This is a genomic window from Maridesulfovibrio sp., assembly GCF_963677005.1.
Classification (GTDB): domain Bacteria; phylum Desulfobacterota; class Desulfovibrionia; order Desulfovibrionales; family Desulfovibrionaceae; genus Maridesulfovibrio.
The window spans coordinates 4,209,175-4,226,030 of the sequence record NZ_OY781616.1 but is presented as its reverse complement, the minus strand read 5'-3'; the positions used below and the strand labels follow the sequence as shown (position 1 = coordinate 4,226,030).

14 protein-coding genes are annotated in these 16,856 nt (G+C 49.5%); 4 read left to right on the top strand and 10 right to left on the bottom strand.

Annotated features, from left to right (window positions below):
* Positions 1 to 24: 24 nt before the first annotated feature.
* The 4 genes from ACKU4E_RS18650 to lipA are packed head-to-tail and all read left to right on the top strand — an operon-like array spanning position 25 to position 4,334.
* Complete coding sequence (locus ACKU4E_RS18650; RefSeq protein ID WP_320172572.1) at positions 25 to 1,578, top strand: ASKHA domain-containing protein; 1,554 nt, start codon at positions 25 to 27, stop codon at positions 1,576 to 1,578.
* Positions 1,568 to 2,857: a small ribosomal subunit Rsm22 family protein gene (locus tag ACKU4E_RS18645; RefSeq protein ID WP_320172571.1), complete on the top strand. Its 1,290-nt coding sequence runs from the start codon at positions 1,568 to 1,570 to the stop codon at positions 2,855 to 2,857. The genes ACKU4E_RS18650 and ACKU4E_RS18645 overlap by 11 nt, the downstream gene beginning before the upstream one ends.
* Positions 2,858 to 2,863: 6 nt before the next feature.
* A complete protein-coding gene (gene lipB, locus ACKU4E_RS18640; protein WP_320172570.1) occupies positions 2,864 to 3,508 on the top strand; it encodes a lipoyl(octanoyl) transferase LipB in 645 nt (214 codons plus the stop codon).
* Complete coding sequence (gene lipA, locus ACKU4E_RS18635; RefSeq protein ID WP_320172569.1) at positions 3,450 to 4,334, top strand: lipoyl synthase; 885 nt, start codon at positions 3,450 to 3,452, stop codon at positions 4,332 to 4,334. Before lipB ends, lipA begins: the two co-directional genes overlap by 59 nt.
* A gap of 105 nt (positions 4,335 to 4,439) precedes the next feature.
* On the opposite strand, the gene ACKU4E_RS18630 is transcribed toward lipA, so the two are convergent.
* The 10 genes from ACKU4E_RS18630 to ACKU4E_RS18585 all read right to left on the bottom strand — a co-directional run bounded on the left by ACKU4E_RS18630 (position 4,440) and on the right by ACKU4E_RS18585 (position 16,774).
* Positions 4,440 to 5,591 carry an aldo/keto reductase gene (locus tag ACKU4E_RS18630; RefSeq protein ID WP_320172568.1) on the bottom strand — a complete coding sequence of 384 codons (1,152 nt, stop codon included), beginning with the start codon at positions 5,589 to 5,591 and terminating at the stop codon, positions 4,440 to 4,442.
* Positions 5,592 to 5,846: 255 nt separating this feature from the next.
* Complete coding sequence (locus ACKU4E_RS18625) at positions 5,847 to 7,043, bottom strand: multidrug effflux MFS transporter (protein ID WP_320172567.1); 1,197 nt, start codon at positions 7,041 to 7,043, stop codon at positions 5,847 to 5,849.
* Between the two features lie 52 nt (positions 7,044 to 7,095).
* On the bottom strand, positions 7,096 to 8,262 hold the full coding sequence (locus tag ACKU4E_RS18620; RefSeq protein WP_320172566.1) for an MBL fold metallo-hydrolase: 1,167 nt from the start codon (positions 8,260 to 8,262) through the stop codon (positions 7,096 to 7,098).
* Between the two features lie 619 nt (positions 8,263 to 8,881).
* Positions 8,882 to 10,969, bottom strand: a complete 2,088-nt coding sequence (locus ACKU4E_RS18615) for a hypothetical protein (protein WP_320172565.1) — start codon at positions 10,967 to 10,969, stop codon at positions 8,882 to 8,884.
* Positions 10,966 to 12,393, bottom strand: coding sequence for a hypothetical protein (locus ACKU4E_RS18610; RefSeq protein WP_320172564.1), 1,428 nt, complete (start codon positions 12,391 to 12,393; stop codon positions 10,966 to 10,968). The genes ACKU4E_RS18615 and ACKU4E_RS18610 overlap by 4 nt, the downstream gene beginning before the upstream one ends.
* 8 nt (positions 12,394 to 12,401) lie before the next feature.
* Positions 12,402 to 12,842 (bottom strand): hypothetical protein, encoded by a 441-nt coding sequence (locus ACKU4E_RS18605; protein WP_320172563.1) that lies wholly within the window; start codon positions 12,840 to 12,842, stop codon positions 12,402 to 12,404.
* The gene (locus ACKU4E_RS18600; RefSeq protein WP_320172562.1) at positions 12,839 to 13,543 is read right to left on the bottom strand and encodes a MotA/TolQ/ExbB proton channel family protein; all 705 of its coding nucleotides are present in this window, start codon (positions 13,541 to 13,543) and stop codon (positions 12,839 to 12,841) included. The genes ACKU4E_RS18605 and ACKU4E_RS18600 overlap by 4 nt, the downstream gene beginning before the upstream one ends.
* A 12-nt stretch (positions 13,544 to 13,555) precedes the next feature.
* Positions 13,556 to 14,134: a hypothetical protein gene (locus ACKU4E_RS18595; protein ID WP_320172561.1), complete on the bottom strand. Its 579-nt coding sequence runs from the start codon at positions 14,132 to 14,134 to the stop codon at positions 13,556 to 13,558.
* A complete protein-coding gene (locus tag ACKU4E_RS18590) occupies positions 14,131 to 15,378 on the bottom strand; it encodes a hypothetical protein (protein WP_320172560.1) in 1,248 nt (415 codons plus the stop codon). The genes ACKU4E_RS18595 and ACKU4E_RS18590 overlap by 4 nt, the downstream gene beginning before the upstream one ends.
* Before the next feature lies 1 nt (position 15,379).
* On the bottom strand, positions 15,380 to 16,774 hold the full coding sequence (locus ACKU4E_RS18585; protein ID WP_320172559.1) for a hypothetical protein: 1,395 nt from the start codon (positions 16,772 to 16,774) through the stop codon (positions 15,380 to 15,382).
* Positions 16,775 to 16,856: the final 82 nt, after the last annotated feature.

Here is a 16,856-nt window from a genome sequence, read left to right as displayed (position 1 = left end):
TAATTTTTTTACGGAAGCATGAATATGGAAAAATCACTGCATGTACGTTTCGAAGACGGAAGCGTCACGGAAATTGAGCCTTCTGCCGAACGGAGCCTTGCGCAGGTGCTTTTCCTGCACGGGGCGTTCAGGGAAGTTCCGCTGTGTTCAGGCATGGGCAGGTGCGGACTGTGCAAAGTGAAATTTGAATCCGAGCCTCCGGAAGCACGCAAGGAAGAACAGAAAAAGCTCAGTCCGCAGGAAATCGAAGCAGGTTGGAGGCTTTCCTGCCTGCACAGGGCCGAAGCCGCACGGGTGACCATTCCCCCGGCAAAACGGGTGGTCCCCAGAATTACCGACACATCATCTGAACAGATGAACGGTGAACTGAAACTGGCCGTGGACCTTGGCACAACCGGACTGCACTGGGCTTTTACCCTTGACGGAGAGACGGTAAAATCCGGCCGGGAACTCAACCCCCAGATGGGACTTGGCAGCGAGGTCATGTCCAGACTGGCTTATGCTTCCATTCCGGGACAGTGCACCGTCCTTTCAAAGCTTGTCACCAGCAGGCTGAAGGAGATCATTGCCGGAACCGGACAGGTCGAAGAAATGGTCGTTGCCGGCAACCCTTCCATGACTTCGATTCTTTCGCAGCATAACGTAGAGGGGCTTTGCCGTGCACCATACACCCTTCCCGATCGTGGAGGGAACATTGTAAACCTTGACACAGACCTCCCGCAGGCTTACATCCCGCCCCATCTGGCTCCGTTTGTTGGTGCGGATATAACCGCCGGGATAGTGGCGCTCAACTTTTCAAAGGAAAAACCGGAATACCCGTATCTCTTTGCGGACCTCGGCACCAACGGAGAATTTGTTCTGGGATTATCCGAGAACAGGTACATTGTCTCCTCTGTGCCGATGGGACCGGCTCTTGAAGGAGTCGGAATGAGCAACGGACGTACGGCCGGACCGGGTGCAGTCTCCGCCTTCACTCTCAGCCCGGCAGGACTTGTTCCGTCCTTCATAGACGGAGAGCAGAAGGATGAAATTCCGGGTATAACCGGCACCGGTTATCTTTCACTCTGCGCCCTGCTGCTGAAAGCAGGTGTGCTCACAAGGGAAGGAAACTTCGCCCCCGGCAATACGCCGCTTGCCGCGCGACTGGCCCGCAACATAACCGAAATACATGGCACACCGGCACTCGATCTCGGCAGGGACGGGTTTTTCCTGCCCGCCGCAGACGTGGAGGAAATCCTGAAAGTCAAGGCCGCCTTCAATCTTGCCATGTCCGCACTGCTTGAGGATGCCGGGCTGGCCCCTTCAGAACTCCGGCAGATAATACTCGGCGGAGCCATGGGGCAGCATGTCAACATAAACGATCTGGTCAGCACCGGATTCATTCCTGCGGAAACATACGGAATCACCCGTGCCGCAGGCAACACCTCCCTTGCGGGAGCTATAATTCTAGCCAACAATCAAAAAAGTCGGGACTTCGCCGCAACCCTTCCGGACAATTCCAAAGTACTGGAACTGGCCGGGAACGAGGATTTCGGGCGGAAGTATCTCGAAAGGATGATTTTTCAATATGTCTATTAAAGTAAGTTCGCTGTTCCCCCTGCCCTCGGCAGACGTATCAGAGATACTGGACGGCTATCTGGCCGTTCTTGATCGGATCGTTCCGCTGCGGGCAAAACACATGGCTGAACTGCACTACGCGATTCGCGATCTCTCCCGTTCGCTTACCGGGGAACGCTCCAGCCTTTCCAACGACTACATGGGCGATCCGCGCAGTCTCAACGCCTACCTGCGCTACTTCCTGCCCTGGAACCTTTATCGTCTTTCCAGACTCTTTCAGGGTCTGGATATCAGGCTGCCGGAAAACGGGACCGTAATCGACCTTGGAGCCGGACCGCTCACCGTGGCCCAGGCCCTGTGGATAGCCAGACCGGAACTGCGCACCAGAAAACTGACCTTTATAAATGTGGACCGCACGCCGAAATCAATGCGTGAAGGGAACTCGTTGTTTGAAGCTCTTGCCGGTCCGGACACTCCTTGGCGCATGGTCAACGTCAAAGGCGGTTCAACCTCCAAAATACGTGAAAAGGCTGATCTGCTGGTCTGCGCAAATATGGTCAACGAAGCATCGGCGGGAACCCGCATTCCCCTCCCCGTCTGGGCTGAAAACTTCTGCAGCTCCATGGTGTCCAAGCTGGCCCCGGAAGCCAGAATGCTGATTATCGAACCGGGCATTCGCAGGTCCGGCAGGGTTCTTTCTGTCATTCGCGAGGAATTCATCGGTTCCGGATATTCCATACTCGCCCCGTGCACGCACGCGGAAGAATGCCCCATGAACGGGGAACGCGGAAAATCCTGGTGCCATTTCAATTTCGACTCCGACCATGCTCCCAAATGGCTCCGGGAGCTCTCCATCCGCTGCCGCCTGGAAAAGGATAATGTAAGCCTGAGTTTCCTGTACGTGGGCCTGCCCGAAGATTCTCCGGAGCAACCCAGAGAAGGGGAAATGCTTATCCGGACTATCTCGGACTCCTTCCGTCTGGATGAAGGCGGATTCGGCCAGTACGGATGCGCGGAGCAGGGACAGATTCTGCTGAGCGCAAAAAATGGTGCGCGGACCTTGTTTCCCGGCGGACTTATAGGTATGCCTGTCCCGGAAGAAGAAAAGAAAGACGCCAAGTCCGGCGCAATGATCGTAGACCTCCCTCAGCGCAACAAAGATAAAAAGCCCGGCCCGAAGACTCCAACGGAAAAAGTCCGCAAAGATCAACAAAGGGATACAGCCGAAAAACGCGCTCGCAGCCCGAAGGGAGATTCAGGTAAATCCGATTACCGGAGCAAGGGCAAAAGAAAAGGATAAAATCTGATGGAATTCATAGATCTGGGTCTGATCAAACACGGGGAAGCTGAAAAAATCCAATTGGAAAGACTCGGAAAGGTTATGGAAGGATCAGCCCCGGAAGCGCTCTTCATGCTGGAACATCCCCCGGTGGTCACCCTTGGTCGCCAGGGTGGCATAGAAAACCTGCTCATCAGCGAAGATCAATTACGCAGCATGGGTGCGGAGGTTGTCCAGACCGCCCGAGGCGGAAACATCACCTGCCACTACCCCGGCCAGTTGGTTGTATATCCGGTCATGCGCATTGAAAAACGGCCCGGCGGAATAAAAAAATTCTTCTACGACATGGAAGAAACCGCCATCCGTACGGCAGCCGCATTCGGAGTGACTGCAGCCAGAAGCGAAGGGCGCCCCGGAGTCTGGGTAGGTCCCGGAAAGCTCTGCTCCATCGGGATCGGGGTCAAGAAATGGATTACCTACCACGGCCTGTCATTCAATGTGTCCAGTGACATGAAACTTTTCGACGCCATAACCCTGTGCGGGCTGCACGGCGCCCATCCTACCTCCCTGTCCAAAGAAACAGGACGGGAAATAGACATAGAGGAAGTGAAAAATGTCTTCAAAAACGAATTCAGAGGAATATTTAAGGATTCCGCCGTGGCTGCGAGTTAAACTGCCCACCGGCAATACATTCAACAACACGGCGAAACTTCTCGCGGACCTGAATCTCAATACGGTCTGCCAGAATGCCAAATGCCCCAACTGCTGGGACTGCTTTTCTCGCAAGGTAGCCACCTTCCTGATCATGGGCAACAACTGCACCCGCAACTGTGCCTTTTGCAACATTGCAGCAGGACGGATAGATCCGCTTGACCCGGACGAACCGCGCCGTGTTTCCGAAGCAGTCGGAAGACTGGACCTCAAATACACGGTAATAACCTCGGTAACCCGTGACGACCTGCCTGACGGCGGAGCCGCCCACTATGCCGAGACAATCGAACGCATCCGCCATGACCACCCCGGTTGCATGATCGAAGTTCTCATTCCGGACTTTCAGGGTAATCTTGATGCCTTGAAGGCAGTCATCAACGCAGGACCTGACGTAATCAACCACAATGTGGAAACGTCACCGGACCTGTACGGGACAATAAGACCTCAGGCGGACTACAGGCAGAGCCTGGAACTGCTTGAACGGGTTAAACAGCTCAGTTCCATTCACGCCAAATCAGGCCTTATGGTCGGGCTTGGGGAAACGGATGAACAGGTCTACGGGGTCATTGACGATCTTGCCGGGATAAACTGCGATATCATAACAATCGGACAGTACATGCGCCCGTCAAAGGCCCACCCAGCCGTAAAACGCTATGTGGAGCCTGCTGTTTTCGATGAATACGCCGAATACGGCAGAAAACTGGGTGTACCGCACATGTTCTGTGCTCCGCTTGTAAGAAGCAGCTTCAATGCCGCCGAGGCGTTTGAAAAGCTTAAAGAAGTGTAATTTACACGCTGGTCGCGGCTGTGCATCGCTCACCGCGACCAGCGTAATAAAACCCCGAAAAGCATTCCGGCAGCAATTTATATCAGGTAATGCGGTTGTGTGGTTTTATGCGTTTTCCAACTCGTCAACAACACGTTTGAGGACTTCCGGAATTGCTATCTGCTGCGGGCATTTTTCAAGACACTCCCCGCACTCGATGCATTGAGATGCGAATCCGGGCTGACGCTGAAGGACAGTGCCCTCGGCAAAGGCGTTGTACATATGTTTAGCTTCCGCCAGATTGCCGAACATGTGCAATTTATTGAACATGTCAAAACAGGTGGGAATCTGGACCCCGAGGGGACAGGGCATACAGTATGAACATCCGGTACAGCCAACCTGCATGAGTTCACGGTATTTCGCAGCAACACGGTCAACCAGAGCAAGCTCTTCCGGCGACAATGAATCCGCATGGGCTTCACCGGCAATAGCCATATTCTGCTTCACATGTTCCTCAACGTTCATCCCGGAAAGGACCACAGTCACTTCCGGATGATTCCAGATCCAGCGCAATGCCCATTCAACAGGGGCAAACCTGGTCTCAGCTTCATCCCAGATTTCCGCTACTGCCGGAGGCGGAGTAGGCAGCCCGAGATTGCCCCCGCGCAGGGGTTCCATGATGATGACCCCCATATCCTTGGAGGCTGCATATTCCAGACCTTTGGTTCCGGCCTGAAATTCCTGATCAAGATAGTTGTACTGAATCTGGCAGAACACCCAGTCATAGTCATCAACAATAGGTTGGAAATCCTCGGACAAACCGTGAAAGGAAAAACCGGGATTAACTATGCGCCCGTCTTTCTGAGCCTGATCGAGAAAATCCACTGCCCCCTGAGCCTTAATTTTGTTCCATGACGGACCGCTCAAGGCATGAATCAGGTAATAATCGATATGGTCGGTGCCCAGTTTTTCCAACTGGGCATTCAGGAACTTGTCCATATCTTCACGGCTCTCAACCATCCAGGTAGGAAGTTTCGTGGCGACCTTTACTTTTTCCCGATAGCCGTCCTGCAGGGCTTTGCCCAGTATAGTTTCGCTCTCCCCGTCATGATAGGGCCATGCGGTATCAACATAGTTGACCCCGTTGTCGATGGCTTCGCGAATCTGGGAGATGGCACGTCCTTCATCAATTTTTCCATCAACCATCGGCAGGCGCATGCAGCCGAATCCCAGAATGGAAAGCTGATCGCCATTTTTGGGCATTGTTCTGTAGAGCACAATAAATCTCCTTAAGCTAATACATTACGACAGCGTTATAACTGTCAGAAAACTTCACAGACATTATTAGTCAATCGACAGGACCGTAGAAATAAACGATTCTCACTTATTCTTGCCTGATCCTCCGATTCAACGGATCAATTCCGATCAATCAAATCCCGGACTTGGGCAGTAAAGAATGAGCATGCCGTTTCACTTCAAGACAGTGGCATAAATGCTCACCTGAAACGCAGTTCAGGCTATCGTCCTAATTATTTATTTTTTGATTTTTCCCACAACCATAAGAAACGCAGCTGAAGTAAAAAGGAGCATTATCCATGTCATTGTCCATGGAGTTCCTTTACTGAACAAGGCCAGAAGGATGGAGGAGATGATACCGCTACCATACTGCAACGATCCGATCAGGGCTGAAGCTGAACCGGCAATGTGAGGGACTTCATCCAGCGCAGCAGCAGTTGATGTGGCAGCAACAATGCCGTTCATGGAGAAGAACACAAAAACCATCCCTACGATGATATACATTCCGCCAATCTCAGACTTCACAAAAAAGGTCATGGCGACAACGGCGATCAGGGCGACAGTTGTCGCAATCTGCAACAGCCGCTGTAATGAAAAATGCCTTACCAGCGATCTGTTCAGAAAGCTGAGAATCATTACACCCACGATATTTACTGCAAAAAGCCATCCGTAGTGCTGCGGGTCCACACCGAAGTAGGAGATATAAATCCGTGGCGATCCGGTAATAAAAGCATACGCGGCAACATAGTAAAATGTGACGCACAGGGTAAAACGCATGAAGACCTTGTGTTTCAGCAGAAACCAATAGTTGATGAACGCGTTACCCAATGAAACCTCTATCCGTTTTTCCTTTGCCAGCGTTTCCGGCAGCCAGAATAGTGAAACGAACATCATCAGGCCGATCACGGTAAGGAGCCAGAATATGCTGTGCCAACTGCTGAACCGGACAATCTGCCCGCCCATCAGGGGCCCGATAATCGGCGCAATCGCCATTATGATCATCAGTGTGGACAGCATCCGAGCCGCCTGGGTACGGGAAAACAGATCACGTATCATTGCCCTTGCCAGCATCGGCCCTGTGCATGCGCCGAAGGCCTGAAAGATGCGCCAGAACACGATCTGCTCAATGGAGTGGGACATGGCGCAGCCCGCAGCCCCTACCGCAAAGACCAGCATACCGATATAGAGCGGTATCTTCCGGCCTATGCTGTCACTGATCGGTCCCCAGAGAAGCTGGGCGAATGTAAATCCGATCAGAAAACCGGTAATTGTTAGTTCGGCGTTGCCGCTCAATTCCTCTGCCATTGCCGGCATTGCCGGAAGATAAATATCCGTGGATAAGGACGTAAATGCCATCAACGCCCCCAGGATGGTCATGAAGACAATCCCGGTGGCAATCTGTCCGTTGTTTTCCATGGCTATAGTATTACTCATAATCTTCTCTTTTTATTTCTGCTACTTGTGTGCTGTAGAAAACCGCGCGGGCCTATCCCAGATCCGTTTCCCACCAATTGGCGAAAACCTGCTGCCGATCTGCAAGATCGACGACCTCACCTATTTCAGGTGTGATGTGGCGGTACGGTTTGTCACTGCTTGCCTTCACAAATCGTTTGAAGGGATCATCCCACGAATGATAGGCAAGGCAGAATTTACCGGTATGGGACGGCAGGGCCGCAGCGGCGTTCAGGTCCAGAGCGGCCTGAGCGGAGCTTTCCGGGGTCATATGAACGTATTTCCAGTTTTCGTTGTATTGACCGCTGTCCAGCATAACCAGATCAAACCCGCCGAACCTGCGCCCGATCTCCTTGAAATGCGGGCCGTAACCGCTGTCTCCGCTGTAAAAGATACGTCGGGAAGGAGTTTCCAGTGCGAATGAAGTCCAGAGGGTCTTGTTCCTGTCCAGCCAGCGACCGGAAAAATGCCTTGCAGTCAGCACATGGACAGTCAACGAATCATCAAGCTTCAAAGACGAATCCCAGTCGGCTTCATGAACCATATCGTCAGGAAAGCCCCAGCGAGCAAAGTGTTCACCAACGCCGAGTCCGGTCACTACTTTTCCGGTTTTAGGCTTCAGGGCCATGACTGTGGGATAGTCGAGGTGATCCCAATGGTCATGGGAAATGAGCAGGTAATCAATATGCGGCATATCGTCCGCAGTATAGATATTGGTTCCTGCAAACGCCCTGGTGCTGAAAAAAAACGGGGAAGCATAGGAACTGAAAACCGGATCGATAAGAGCAGTGCATCCGCCTAGTTGTACGAAATATGAAGAATGGCCGAGCCAGATCACCACATCCCGGTCCCTGTCCAAGGATTTCAAATCGGTTTTGACCACAGGCATCGGTCCCGGCGGTTCGGGGTTTTCCCTCTCATGAAAGAAATACTTGATGAAACCTGCTACGGAAGGACCGCCCTTCACTATTTCCTTGATGGCAACCTGATTATGGAACTGCCCTTTGCTGTAATTTGGTGACTGCTGAATCTTTGACAGACGTGCTCCCTCAGGCAGCCTTCCGAATTTCTCCTGCTGAAGATAAAGACAGCCGGATAAAGACGGCAGAGCAATTCCGGCCAGAACACCGGGCACCGCATACTTGAGAAACCTTCTACGTTTCCGGTCAATCCGGTTGTTGATTTTGCCTGCATCATCCATAAAAACAGCTCCTGTAACCAAAATTATGCAGCAGGCATGACCAAGAGAGATGATCATGCCCGCATTATGTGGAGGGAGGACGGCCGGGGCCTGATCCGGCTATGCAGTTCAGCTCAGCCTGGCAGTTCCGGTGTCCTGCAACCATTCTTTTATTTCGCTATGTGGACGGATCAAAACATAACAGTCGGGACTTCTATCGCTATCAGAGTAATTGCTGGTTTTTACAAAAATTTCGCAGCGGTCTTTCTTCATTTTTATTGAATGGAAGTAAATCGGGGTAGAACGATCCTGCCGAATTATTGCCTGATCGCCCGAAAGTTGCGGAGAACAACCTATGGATAGCCTGAAAGAGATGGCAGCTAATAGAACTGCGAGGAATGGCTTGTCAGAGAAAAAACCCACCGGGAACGGTCAGCCCGTCCCGGTGGGTTTTGAAAGCCCTTCACAGTTCAGTCGTGAGTATACAAGGCAGTTTGGAGCACCGCCTTTGCGGGACATAAAACAACTCCACCAGACAGTACATCCGGAGGGCACGGCATAACCGGCAGGCGAATAAATCTGAACAACTATCGCAATCCGTGTTCAGCATAAGCAATCAACCTGCCGGGGCCAAAATTGATTACTGCATGGCCAGTTTGTGTTTACTAAGAGCCGAGCAGGCATTCAGCACGTAATCGGCCACACTCCTGATTTTGAAATTGGCCCGCTCATCAAGTGAGGCCCTGTTGGTGTAATACAGCCGTTCCAGAAAAGTATGCAGTTCGCTGTCGGACATATTACCCAGTTTATCGTACATCCCGTAGTAATCATAAGGTGCAAGCCGTCTGTTTTGTGTAGCTGTCTGATTGACTATGCCCACCATATCCGAAGCACCGAACATTCTCAGGACAGCTTCAGAATCTTTCAACCCTCCGTTCTCTTTGAGGGCGAACATCTCCGTACGGATTCTCTCCACCGGGAATTGTTCGTGCAGTGCGCTGAACAGGTTTGCAATAACTATTGTTGTTTTTACTGCATCCTTACGCGTTCCTCCGGTAGGGACGAAATCAAGTATCTGCGGCAAACGTATAAACAGATCGTATATACTTTCACTCAGGTAGATAAGCTCATCGCGATCAGATGCGTACCTGTCATCATCGGCACACATTCTGATATTTTTCGAAAGCATCTCTCCCAGAGGAACAAAATACTGTCTAAAATAAGATGACCAATCCATGTAATTGGTATTGGTTGCAAATTCCACAACGCTATACAGGTCAAACGGATCAAGCATGGTGGCGTAGGTCAGGAAATTGTAAGCCGAGCGAATATTGTCCTCGGTAGGACTACTCATTGCCCTTGCGATGCAGGTCTTTGCCAAAGCTGCAACATTGTAGCTGGCGCCGAAATACGCTGTTACAGGAATTATATCCCTGTACCCCTCACTGCCAAAGTAATGATGGGCAAAAACAACCTGTGCCGCATGGTCTGATTCCGCCCAGTCAACAAGGTCAGGACGCCCGCTTTTTTCCAGATACAAGCTCTGCAAACGAACAAGTTCACTGTTCGCGTTCCAAAGCTCCTTCATTGTGCTTACGTACTCGTCGGCCTCGGGCAAAAAGCCGTTATCATGAATAACCTCTTCGCGCTGCCCCTGCTTTCTGGCAAGTTCGGAATAAAGAGAATAAAATCCAGTTATGCTTTCCTCGCTTACAGAGGTCAGGCTTGAACCGAAATATGCTGAATCGGCAGCCTCCCTGCTGTTCAGCTTGGCTGTCCAGACGGAACATAACAACACAGCCTTCTGCACCTGCACAGCAGCTTTGCCCTTATCCGTATCCGCCCATTTATCCGCCAGGTTGAAAAGATCAAGCGCTTCCCTGAACAGTTTTTCGTATGCTGCCGAGCTGAGAGAATCAGCCAGAGAAGCGGATTTAACCTCTCCGAACACCAGAGCCACGGTATAGTTCAGGTTCGCCGAGTCCGTGCCGCGTCCCTGAAAACGTTTCATGAGATTCCTGTAATATTCCTCATTTTCAGGGAGCATATCGGTAACATCAAGGACCACAGGACCAAGGGGATAAAGACCGCTCATGCGCTTGTCCACAATGGCATTGTTTACGATAAGATTCAGCAGGTTCACGCAGTGGTAATCAAAATCAGAAGAAAAAATACCCTTGTGGGAAAAACCGGCCTTGCGCTCCTCATGCAGTGGAGTGAGAACTTCTCTCCATATGGAATAGACTGTACTGATAAACTCGTTTTCCTTGTTTCCAGCCAACTGCTTGTGCGCGTTTATGAACAGAGCCCAGAAATCGTAGTCCCGCCGGGCGGAATAAGAATCCTTCAGTTGATCTATCAGGTAGGAGGCGTTGCTTAAGTACTGGCGTTGATCGCTTAAAAGATATTCCAGAAACTGCCCTACTGCCGCGCGATAATACATGGAATCATCAAGCCCGGGCCTGATGTCGGACTGCCCGAGTTCTACCGCTACTCCCGACTTCCCCTTTTTCGAGACCTCGCCGAGAAGTACGTTGTTGTAATCATGCAGACTGATGCCGAACTCATTCTCATACTTAAGCATGTTCTTCCGCAACAGATCCCGGTCCCCGAAGGTGAACCTGTATGCCCTGTCCAGGACAGGATCCCAGTCGCGGGCTGAAGCAGGATATGCTCCGGCACATAAAAAAAACAAAAACAACATAATCGACAGCAGCTTCTTATTCATTTCAGGTCCCGTATTACTTGTTTCAGACTGTTCAATGCAAACTCCAGAAGTTCGCACCGGGTCACAAATCGTTTTGTTCCGTTGGGCATAAACCGGACAGACATGGATGCCCGGCTCTGCCTGTCTGCAAAAACTATTTTTCCCGCGGATGTATTGAAACCGTTGATCTCCGGACGGCTGTAAAGCCTCCGGTAAATATCATTCATAAGATAACCTTCGCGGGAAGCATCCTCGCAGATGGCCAGTTCCTTGTATGAAATTTCTCCGGACTTTCCGGCCGATTTCTTTATGGCGGAAGGTTCCGCAGAGGCTTTGCTGCCCGCATACGCGCTGACCTTGACATCCGGGTTGCCGGACTTCCCGTTGGAAGCAGTTGCCGCATGTTGCAATGTACCTGTATCCGGACCGCCGTCACCGGGTCCTGCGGGAGCAGTTCCAATTCCGCTGATTTCTTCTCTCCCGAGCGTAGAGTCTACCCTGGCAGGTCTTACTCCGTTGCCGGCCAGAGCCAATCCTCCGTCCGGTATTCCGTTTATCGGGCCGTCTGTTTTCAATGAGCCGGATCTTATATTCGACTGCTCACTCCCAGCGGAATAATTGGTTCTGGAAGGTTTTCGCTTACCGGGCACGGGCAGATTCATCCGTATATCGGGAGTTTGCTCGCTGCCGTCCATTCCGTCCGGACGAACGGAGATCGCGCTCTTCTCGCTGGAAGGAGTATAGTAGTGCTTTATGGATGTTCCCGCAGCCAGACTGCCGGTAACAGGCCCTTCACTCGGTAAATTTCTATTACCGGACCTTATCAGGGAAGGCTCCCGGTCACCGGAATGGGCGACCTTCTCTGTATTCTTTTCCGTTACAAGCTGCCCAGTATACGGACCGGAATCGTCATCCGGAGGCATATCTACAATTCCGGACGCCGGGTCGGCGGGAGGAGCCTCTTTTGGCGCAGACGGCTTGGCTCCTGCGGTATGGGTCTTTTCAATAACAGGCGGAGTAACTTCTGCTTTTTCCTGCTTTACAACCTCCGCCTGCTCAACAAATGTTTCCTTTTTCTTTACCTTGGGCTCAGGTTTGACCGGTTTTTCTTTTTCCACCTCTGTGCGTACGGCTTCCTGCGGCTTTTTCACAGGCTCTACAGGAGCTGAGACCGGAGCTTCCCCCACAGCATCCTCTACCTCAGCGGTCTGCGAAGGTTTCGGTTCAACTACGAGAGAAAAAGCCATCGTTTTTTCCTTCGGCTTCTCCTGCACAGGAAGATATTCCATGAAAAGAACAACCGCGATAAGCACAAGACCCAATAGTAAAAACAGAATGGGGTCCGGACGGTTATCATCATCTCCGTCCGCAGAATAGGAAACAGGAAGAAGAACGTTTCCGACTCCGTAGGAATACCTGCTCAAGGCCCAGTTTTTATCAACCATATTCAAAGCTACTCAAGCTTGGTCTGGACAGTTGTCCATATCTTTGTTTCCGGCCAGACTTTCTGCAGAACAGAAAGAGCCATGAGCATATCCCCGGTAAGGGACCCCTGCGAAGCGACGAATTCAGGTCGCAGACCGCCTTTCTTGATTTCGCTGAGCCTGGCCTCAAGGACGTCAGGGGAGTCCACGCCGTCTACATCGGACCACACATCGTCCACGCCGCGATGCTGCAGATGAATCCCCCACTTTTCGCCTTCGGAATCAACATAAAGACGAAATTGCGGTTTATCTCCCGGAGCGCTCTGCAGAGCTTCGCTTTTGACCACATCGCTGAGCTTGAGCTGCACGTAATCCTTGTCTGTGGACGGAATAATGATCAAAGCCATAACCAGCAGAAATGCGAGGTCGGCAAAGGAAAAAATCCATACCTGGCTTGACCTGCGCCTCATGATGTTTTTCCTTCCGCGGCACATTTCGACTTGGCATATTCAATTGACCGCCGAATGCACTTTTCAGCTCTGGGCTGAAAACCCATTTTAAATGATTCGAAAACAAGATAGGCCACGAGGGCTATAATTGTGCTGAACAAAGCTGTTCCCATACCGGCGGTGCTTAGACTGCTCTTTACGTCTCCCTTAGAGTCCATAAACAGCATGGTCATCCCTATAATAGTTCCCAGAAAGCCCAGCGGGGGAAACAGGTTGACCAGATTTTCGTAAGGAATGAGAATCTTGCTTTCAAAAACATCAAGTCCGTATTGAAACACAGCGTCCTGCAAAAAGGCTTCTGGAGGAGTCAAAGCCGATTTCAAAGACCGGGCGATATCTTCAGAGGAATTTGTTTTCTCAATGCTGTCATTAAGATTGTTGTAGTTGTCAGCAGGCTCCCTCTTTTCACCCGATTTAGAAATCTCATCCGAATAGCGTTGCCAGGCCTGATAATAGACCTTCTGAATCTTGACGCACAGCAGGTCTCTATCGGAAACAGGTATTTCAAAATCTTTGCAGGGTTCGTATCCCAAACGCAAAAACCACTTGTACCCAATGAAATATCCAACCAGAAAAACGGCCAGAAAAAATATCCCGCAGAACATGACGTACTGAAGAATAACGGCCATAGAACTGATGTACCCTGTGAGGCTGGTCAGCATATTACTAATCTCCTATTTGCGGTCAGCGGTTATTTCTTCGAACTCGGCTATGCATTGCCCGAGGTTGCCGCAGGAAAGCCCCAGGTCTCTGATATCAAGGCCGACACGGCCCGGAGCCAGTTCCTTGAGGCTTTCAAGGTTCTCGCGAGCCAGCCGGTTTTCTTCGGACTCGCCCTCGGCATCGGCCAAAGGAATATCCGTATCAATACGGACCTGTACCACCAGCAGAAGAGCCTTTATCAGCCGGTCGCGCAGTTCCACATCCTGCCTGTCTACTGCCAGTCTGTATTCACCCCTATCGAAGAGCATTAAATCGAATGTTTTATTAAATTGATCATTCAACTGTTTTTGATAGACAGTGCTATTGTGGAGGTAAAAATTTTTTGATATCTCGCGCATGGATTTTGATGTGGAAATGACCCCGTCAAGCCAAGCGGAAAGACCTTCCACCGTAGGATCAATAAATCCGTACGGGTCGCTGTACCCTGCGGCAGGACCGCTCAATGCTCCCGGCTCCGCTGTCTTGCCCTTTTTAAGAGAGGCACAACCTGCGAGCAGGAATAGAATCAGAACAGGAATCAGTTTTTTCATGATTTTGTATCCTTGGGGTTAGGGGCTGGTGTGGTATTGCTGACTTTACAAATTTCAGGCTTTGAGCTTGACGATTCATTCATGTATTCCAAACACCTGCTTTGCCATATATCTTGTGGCTTCTTATTTTCACTAACCAGCTGGAGCAAAAATTTACTTACAAGATATACAAATGCGATTGTGATAATTGGAAGCAACATTCCCCAGGCCAACTCACGCAATGGGGGCATATCGTTATCGAGAACGTCAAATATTTTATATTTGCTTATCCTCATCGGAAGGTAATAAATATATGCCTCATATAAGCTTGTAACCGCCACAACCGGCAACAAGATCAGGAAAAGAACACGCACAAAGCAGTGCTTATTACAAACATAAGCAAACTTAATCTTCTCTTTAATGTATGCTCCGAAAACAGTAACCAAAAAACCAAAAGCCACTGTAAATGTAATAAGCAAAGGAGATGATTTCACTAATACATTATCATAATTAATGAGCGGAGAGAACAAAGCAACTTTTTGTATATTGGTAAGGACTTGCGCATTATCTATTATTTCACCTATTTTTTTGCTATGGTACTGCAAATACTGACGTGGAATTTCAATTCTGCACTGCACAATCATATCATGACCATGCTCATGATCCTTAAACCTGTATTTTGAATTGCTTTTTTTGGTGATACTGCTTTTTGACAAAACTTCATAAAGTCCTCCCGGCTCAAATTTGACTTTGACAACAATATTCGTATTCTTTTGAAGAAATTCATATACAAAATATGCAACCTCCGCCCCTCTGACATCAATCAAATTGAGATACGTCTTTGAACTATGCTCATAACGAGATCTGAAATCGGTACTATTGAACCAAGACCGCTGGACGACATTGAAATTTACACTACGCCCTGTGTTCCTGAAATTTTCAATTTTTCCTTCAGCATTGATAATGGTAAAGCCATGACCATCATATTTAATTAACGCTTCATTACTGTTCACTTTACCAAGAACATGTTCTTTTGAGCTATACGGCTTTAAAAAAACATTCATTTCTTTATTTAAATAAGAAAACAGCTCCGGTACAGACGTACTGTTAACACTGACAGGGAAATAACTTTGGTTTAATATCTCTTGAAATGCTGAACAAAAATATATTGCTATAGCAACAGTTATACATATGTACAGACTAAGCTGACAGGTAATTGAAATTATAAACGCAACACACCGTGGGTATCTTAATTTTAAAGACATACTATTTCCTCAATGCAAAAGTTATTACAGGATTATACATATATCCTGACATATGTTCCTTATCACACTGCTTCCGAGCGTCTTCTATCCTTAGATATTCATATGCAAAAGCCGTTGGCAAAGCATCTGAAGAACAAAGATGAGGCCTATCTTCATTTTCTGAATACAAAAATCTTTCACTTTCAATATAAACTACGGATGCGATATTATAGTTTCTACTAATACCCTCCTTAGCTATAGCTAAAAGATGAATATTTTTATCCTGGCAAAAATACGCTTTATAATTAAAATTTGATCCATCCTTTTTTTCTTCATCTTTGATATGTATAACCAATGGCACACACCCAGGGGGCAATTTAATCTTCTCTGCAAGCCCGTTGAGCACACCCATTTCCCCATCTCCCGGTTCACCACCCACATCACCATCAGCAACATGCAGTTGCCCCTCAGGTTCTTTTTTTTCCTGCTGCTGGTCAGTTGCGGACCCTCCAACCTGTTGCGTATCTCCTATCTGCTGAGGGGAAGAAGGAGCTGTTTCTTTAAGCGAAGCGGGCGGGGACGGCTTATCGGACTGTGAAGAAAAATCCGGTTTTCCTTCTCTACTTACTTCAGCATGCGGCTTACCCGAACGACCAGACGTAGCCATTGCTACACTAGTGCTGTCGCTTGGTAGTTGAGCCTTTTCCGGAACAGGCGTTTCTACCTCAGCTTTTTGCATGGCAGCACGGGGCTCAGGCTCCTTCGGTTGAACAGGCTCAAGTCTTGCCACGGCAACATGGGCTGACCCATTGAAAATTCTATCCAGCAGACTGCGCTCCGTCTTCCCCAACCTATGAAGACCAAACCCCATAAACCGAACATGACCGGCAGCAACAACAGCCTGTGCTCTATGCTGGAGAGATTTCTCATTACCGGTAAGTTCCTTATTAAATTTTTCCTCATCCACTACCGGACACCGAAAAGAATAGTAGACGTACGTAGTATCCGTTTCTCCTTCCAGATTCTCCAAAAGGGCACGGTAGGTGTGGATTCCCTCATCGCCCCCCCTGGCCCCGCCTATAGTATGCAGCGTCTCCACTATATCTCTTCGCGAAATATCACTGACCTGCACACACCTGCCGTCCACGCTTCCGTAGCCGTAGGTCTTAACCACTCCGAGCCTGCCTTTATTGAAAACAGACTTGAATGTGCAGCTGACTTCCCCGGGCATTGAAGTAAGTTTCCTGTAAATACTGTCTGCCAGAGCCTCCATCTTCAGATAAGTCCTGCCGCTGGCCTCCACATAAACCACCACCGAACGGCATGAATTAGCCGCCGCTGTATCCGAATTTAGCTGAACAACTACTACAGCAAAAAGGATATAAAAATAGATCAGTCTATTGCTAAACTTATACACTTAAATCCTCTACTATTTTCGACCGATAACAATGATTTTGTGGCTGAACAGCCAGTCCCCCGACTTTGATATCGCAATGGAT

What these genes read in the sequence shown, in the direction of transcription:
- ACKU4E_RS18650 (WP_320172572.1), top strand. Translation starts at nt 25, where the DNA reads ATGGAAAAATCACTGCATGTACGTTTCGAAGACGGAAGCGTCACGGAA.
- ACKU4E_RS18645 (WP_320172571.1), top strand. Translation starts at nt 1,568, where the DNA reads ATGTCTATTAAAGTAAGTTCGCTGTTCCCCCTGCCCTCGGCAGACGTA.
- lipB (WP_320172570.1), top strand. Translation starts at nt 2,864, where the DNA reads ATGGAATTCATAGATCTGGGTCTGATCAAACACGGGGAAGCTGAAAAA.
- lipA (WP_320172569.1), top strand. Translation starts at nt 3,450, where the DNA reads ATGTCTTCAAAAACGAATTCAGAGGAATATTTAAGGATTCCGCCGTGG.
- ACKU4E_RS18625 (WP_320172567.1), bottom strand. Translation starts at nt 7,043, where the DNA reads ATGAGTAATACTATAGCCATGGAAAACAACGGACAGATTGCCACCGGG.
- ACKU4E_RS18620 (WP_320172566.1), bottom strand. Translation starts at nt 8,262, where the DNA reads ATGGATGATGCAGGCAAAATCAACAACCGGATTGACCGGAAACGTAGA.
- ACKU4E_RS18615 (WP_320172565.1), bottom strand. Translation starts at nt 10,969, where the DNA reads ATGAATAAGAAGCTGCTGTCGATTATGTTGTTTTTGTTTTTTTTATGT.
- ACKU4E_RS18610 (WP_320172564.1), bottom strand. Translation starts at nt 12,393, where the DNA reads ATGGTTGATAAAAACTGGGCCTTGAGCAGGTATTCCTACGGAGTCGGA.
- ACKU4E_RS18605 (WP_320172563.1), bottom strand. Translation starts at nt 12,842, where the DNA reads ATGAGGCGCAGGTCAAGCCAGGTATGGATTTTTTCCTTTGCCGACCTC.
- ACKU4E_RS18600 (WP_320172562.1), bottom strand. Translation starts at nt 13,543, where the DNA reads ATGCTGACCAGCCTCACAGGGTACATCAGTTCTATGGCCGTTATTCTT.
- ACKU4E_RS18595 (WP_320172561.1), bottom strand. Translation starts at nt 14,134, where the DNA reads ATGAAAAAACTGATTCCTGTTCTGATTCTATTCCTGCTCGCAGGTTGT.
- ACKU4E_RS18590 (WP_320172560.1), bottom strand. Translation starts at nt 15,378, where the DNA reads ATGTCTTTAAAATTAAGATACCCACGGTGTGTTGCGTTTATAATTTCA.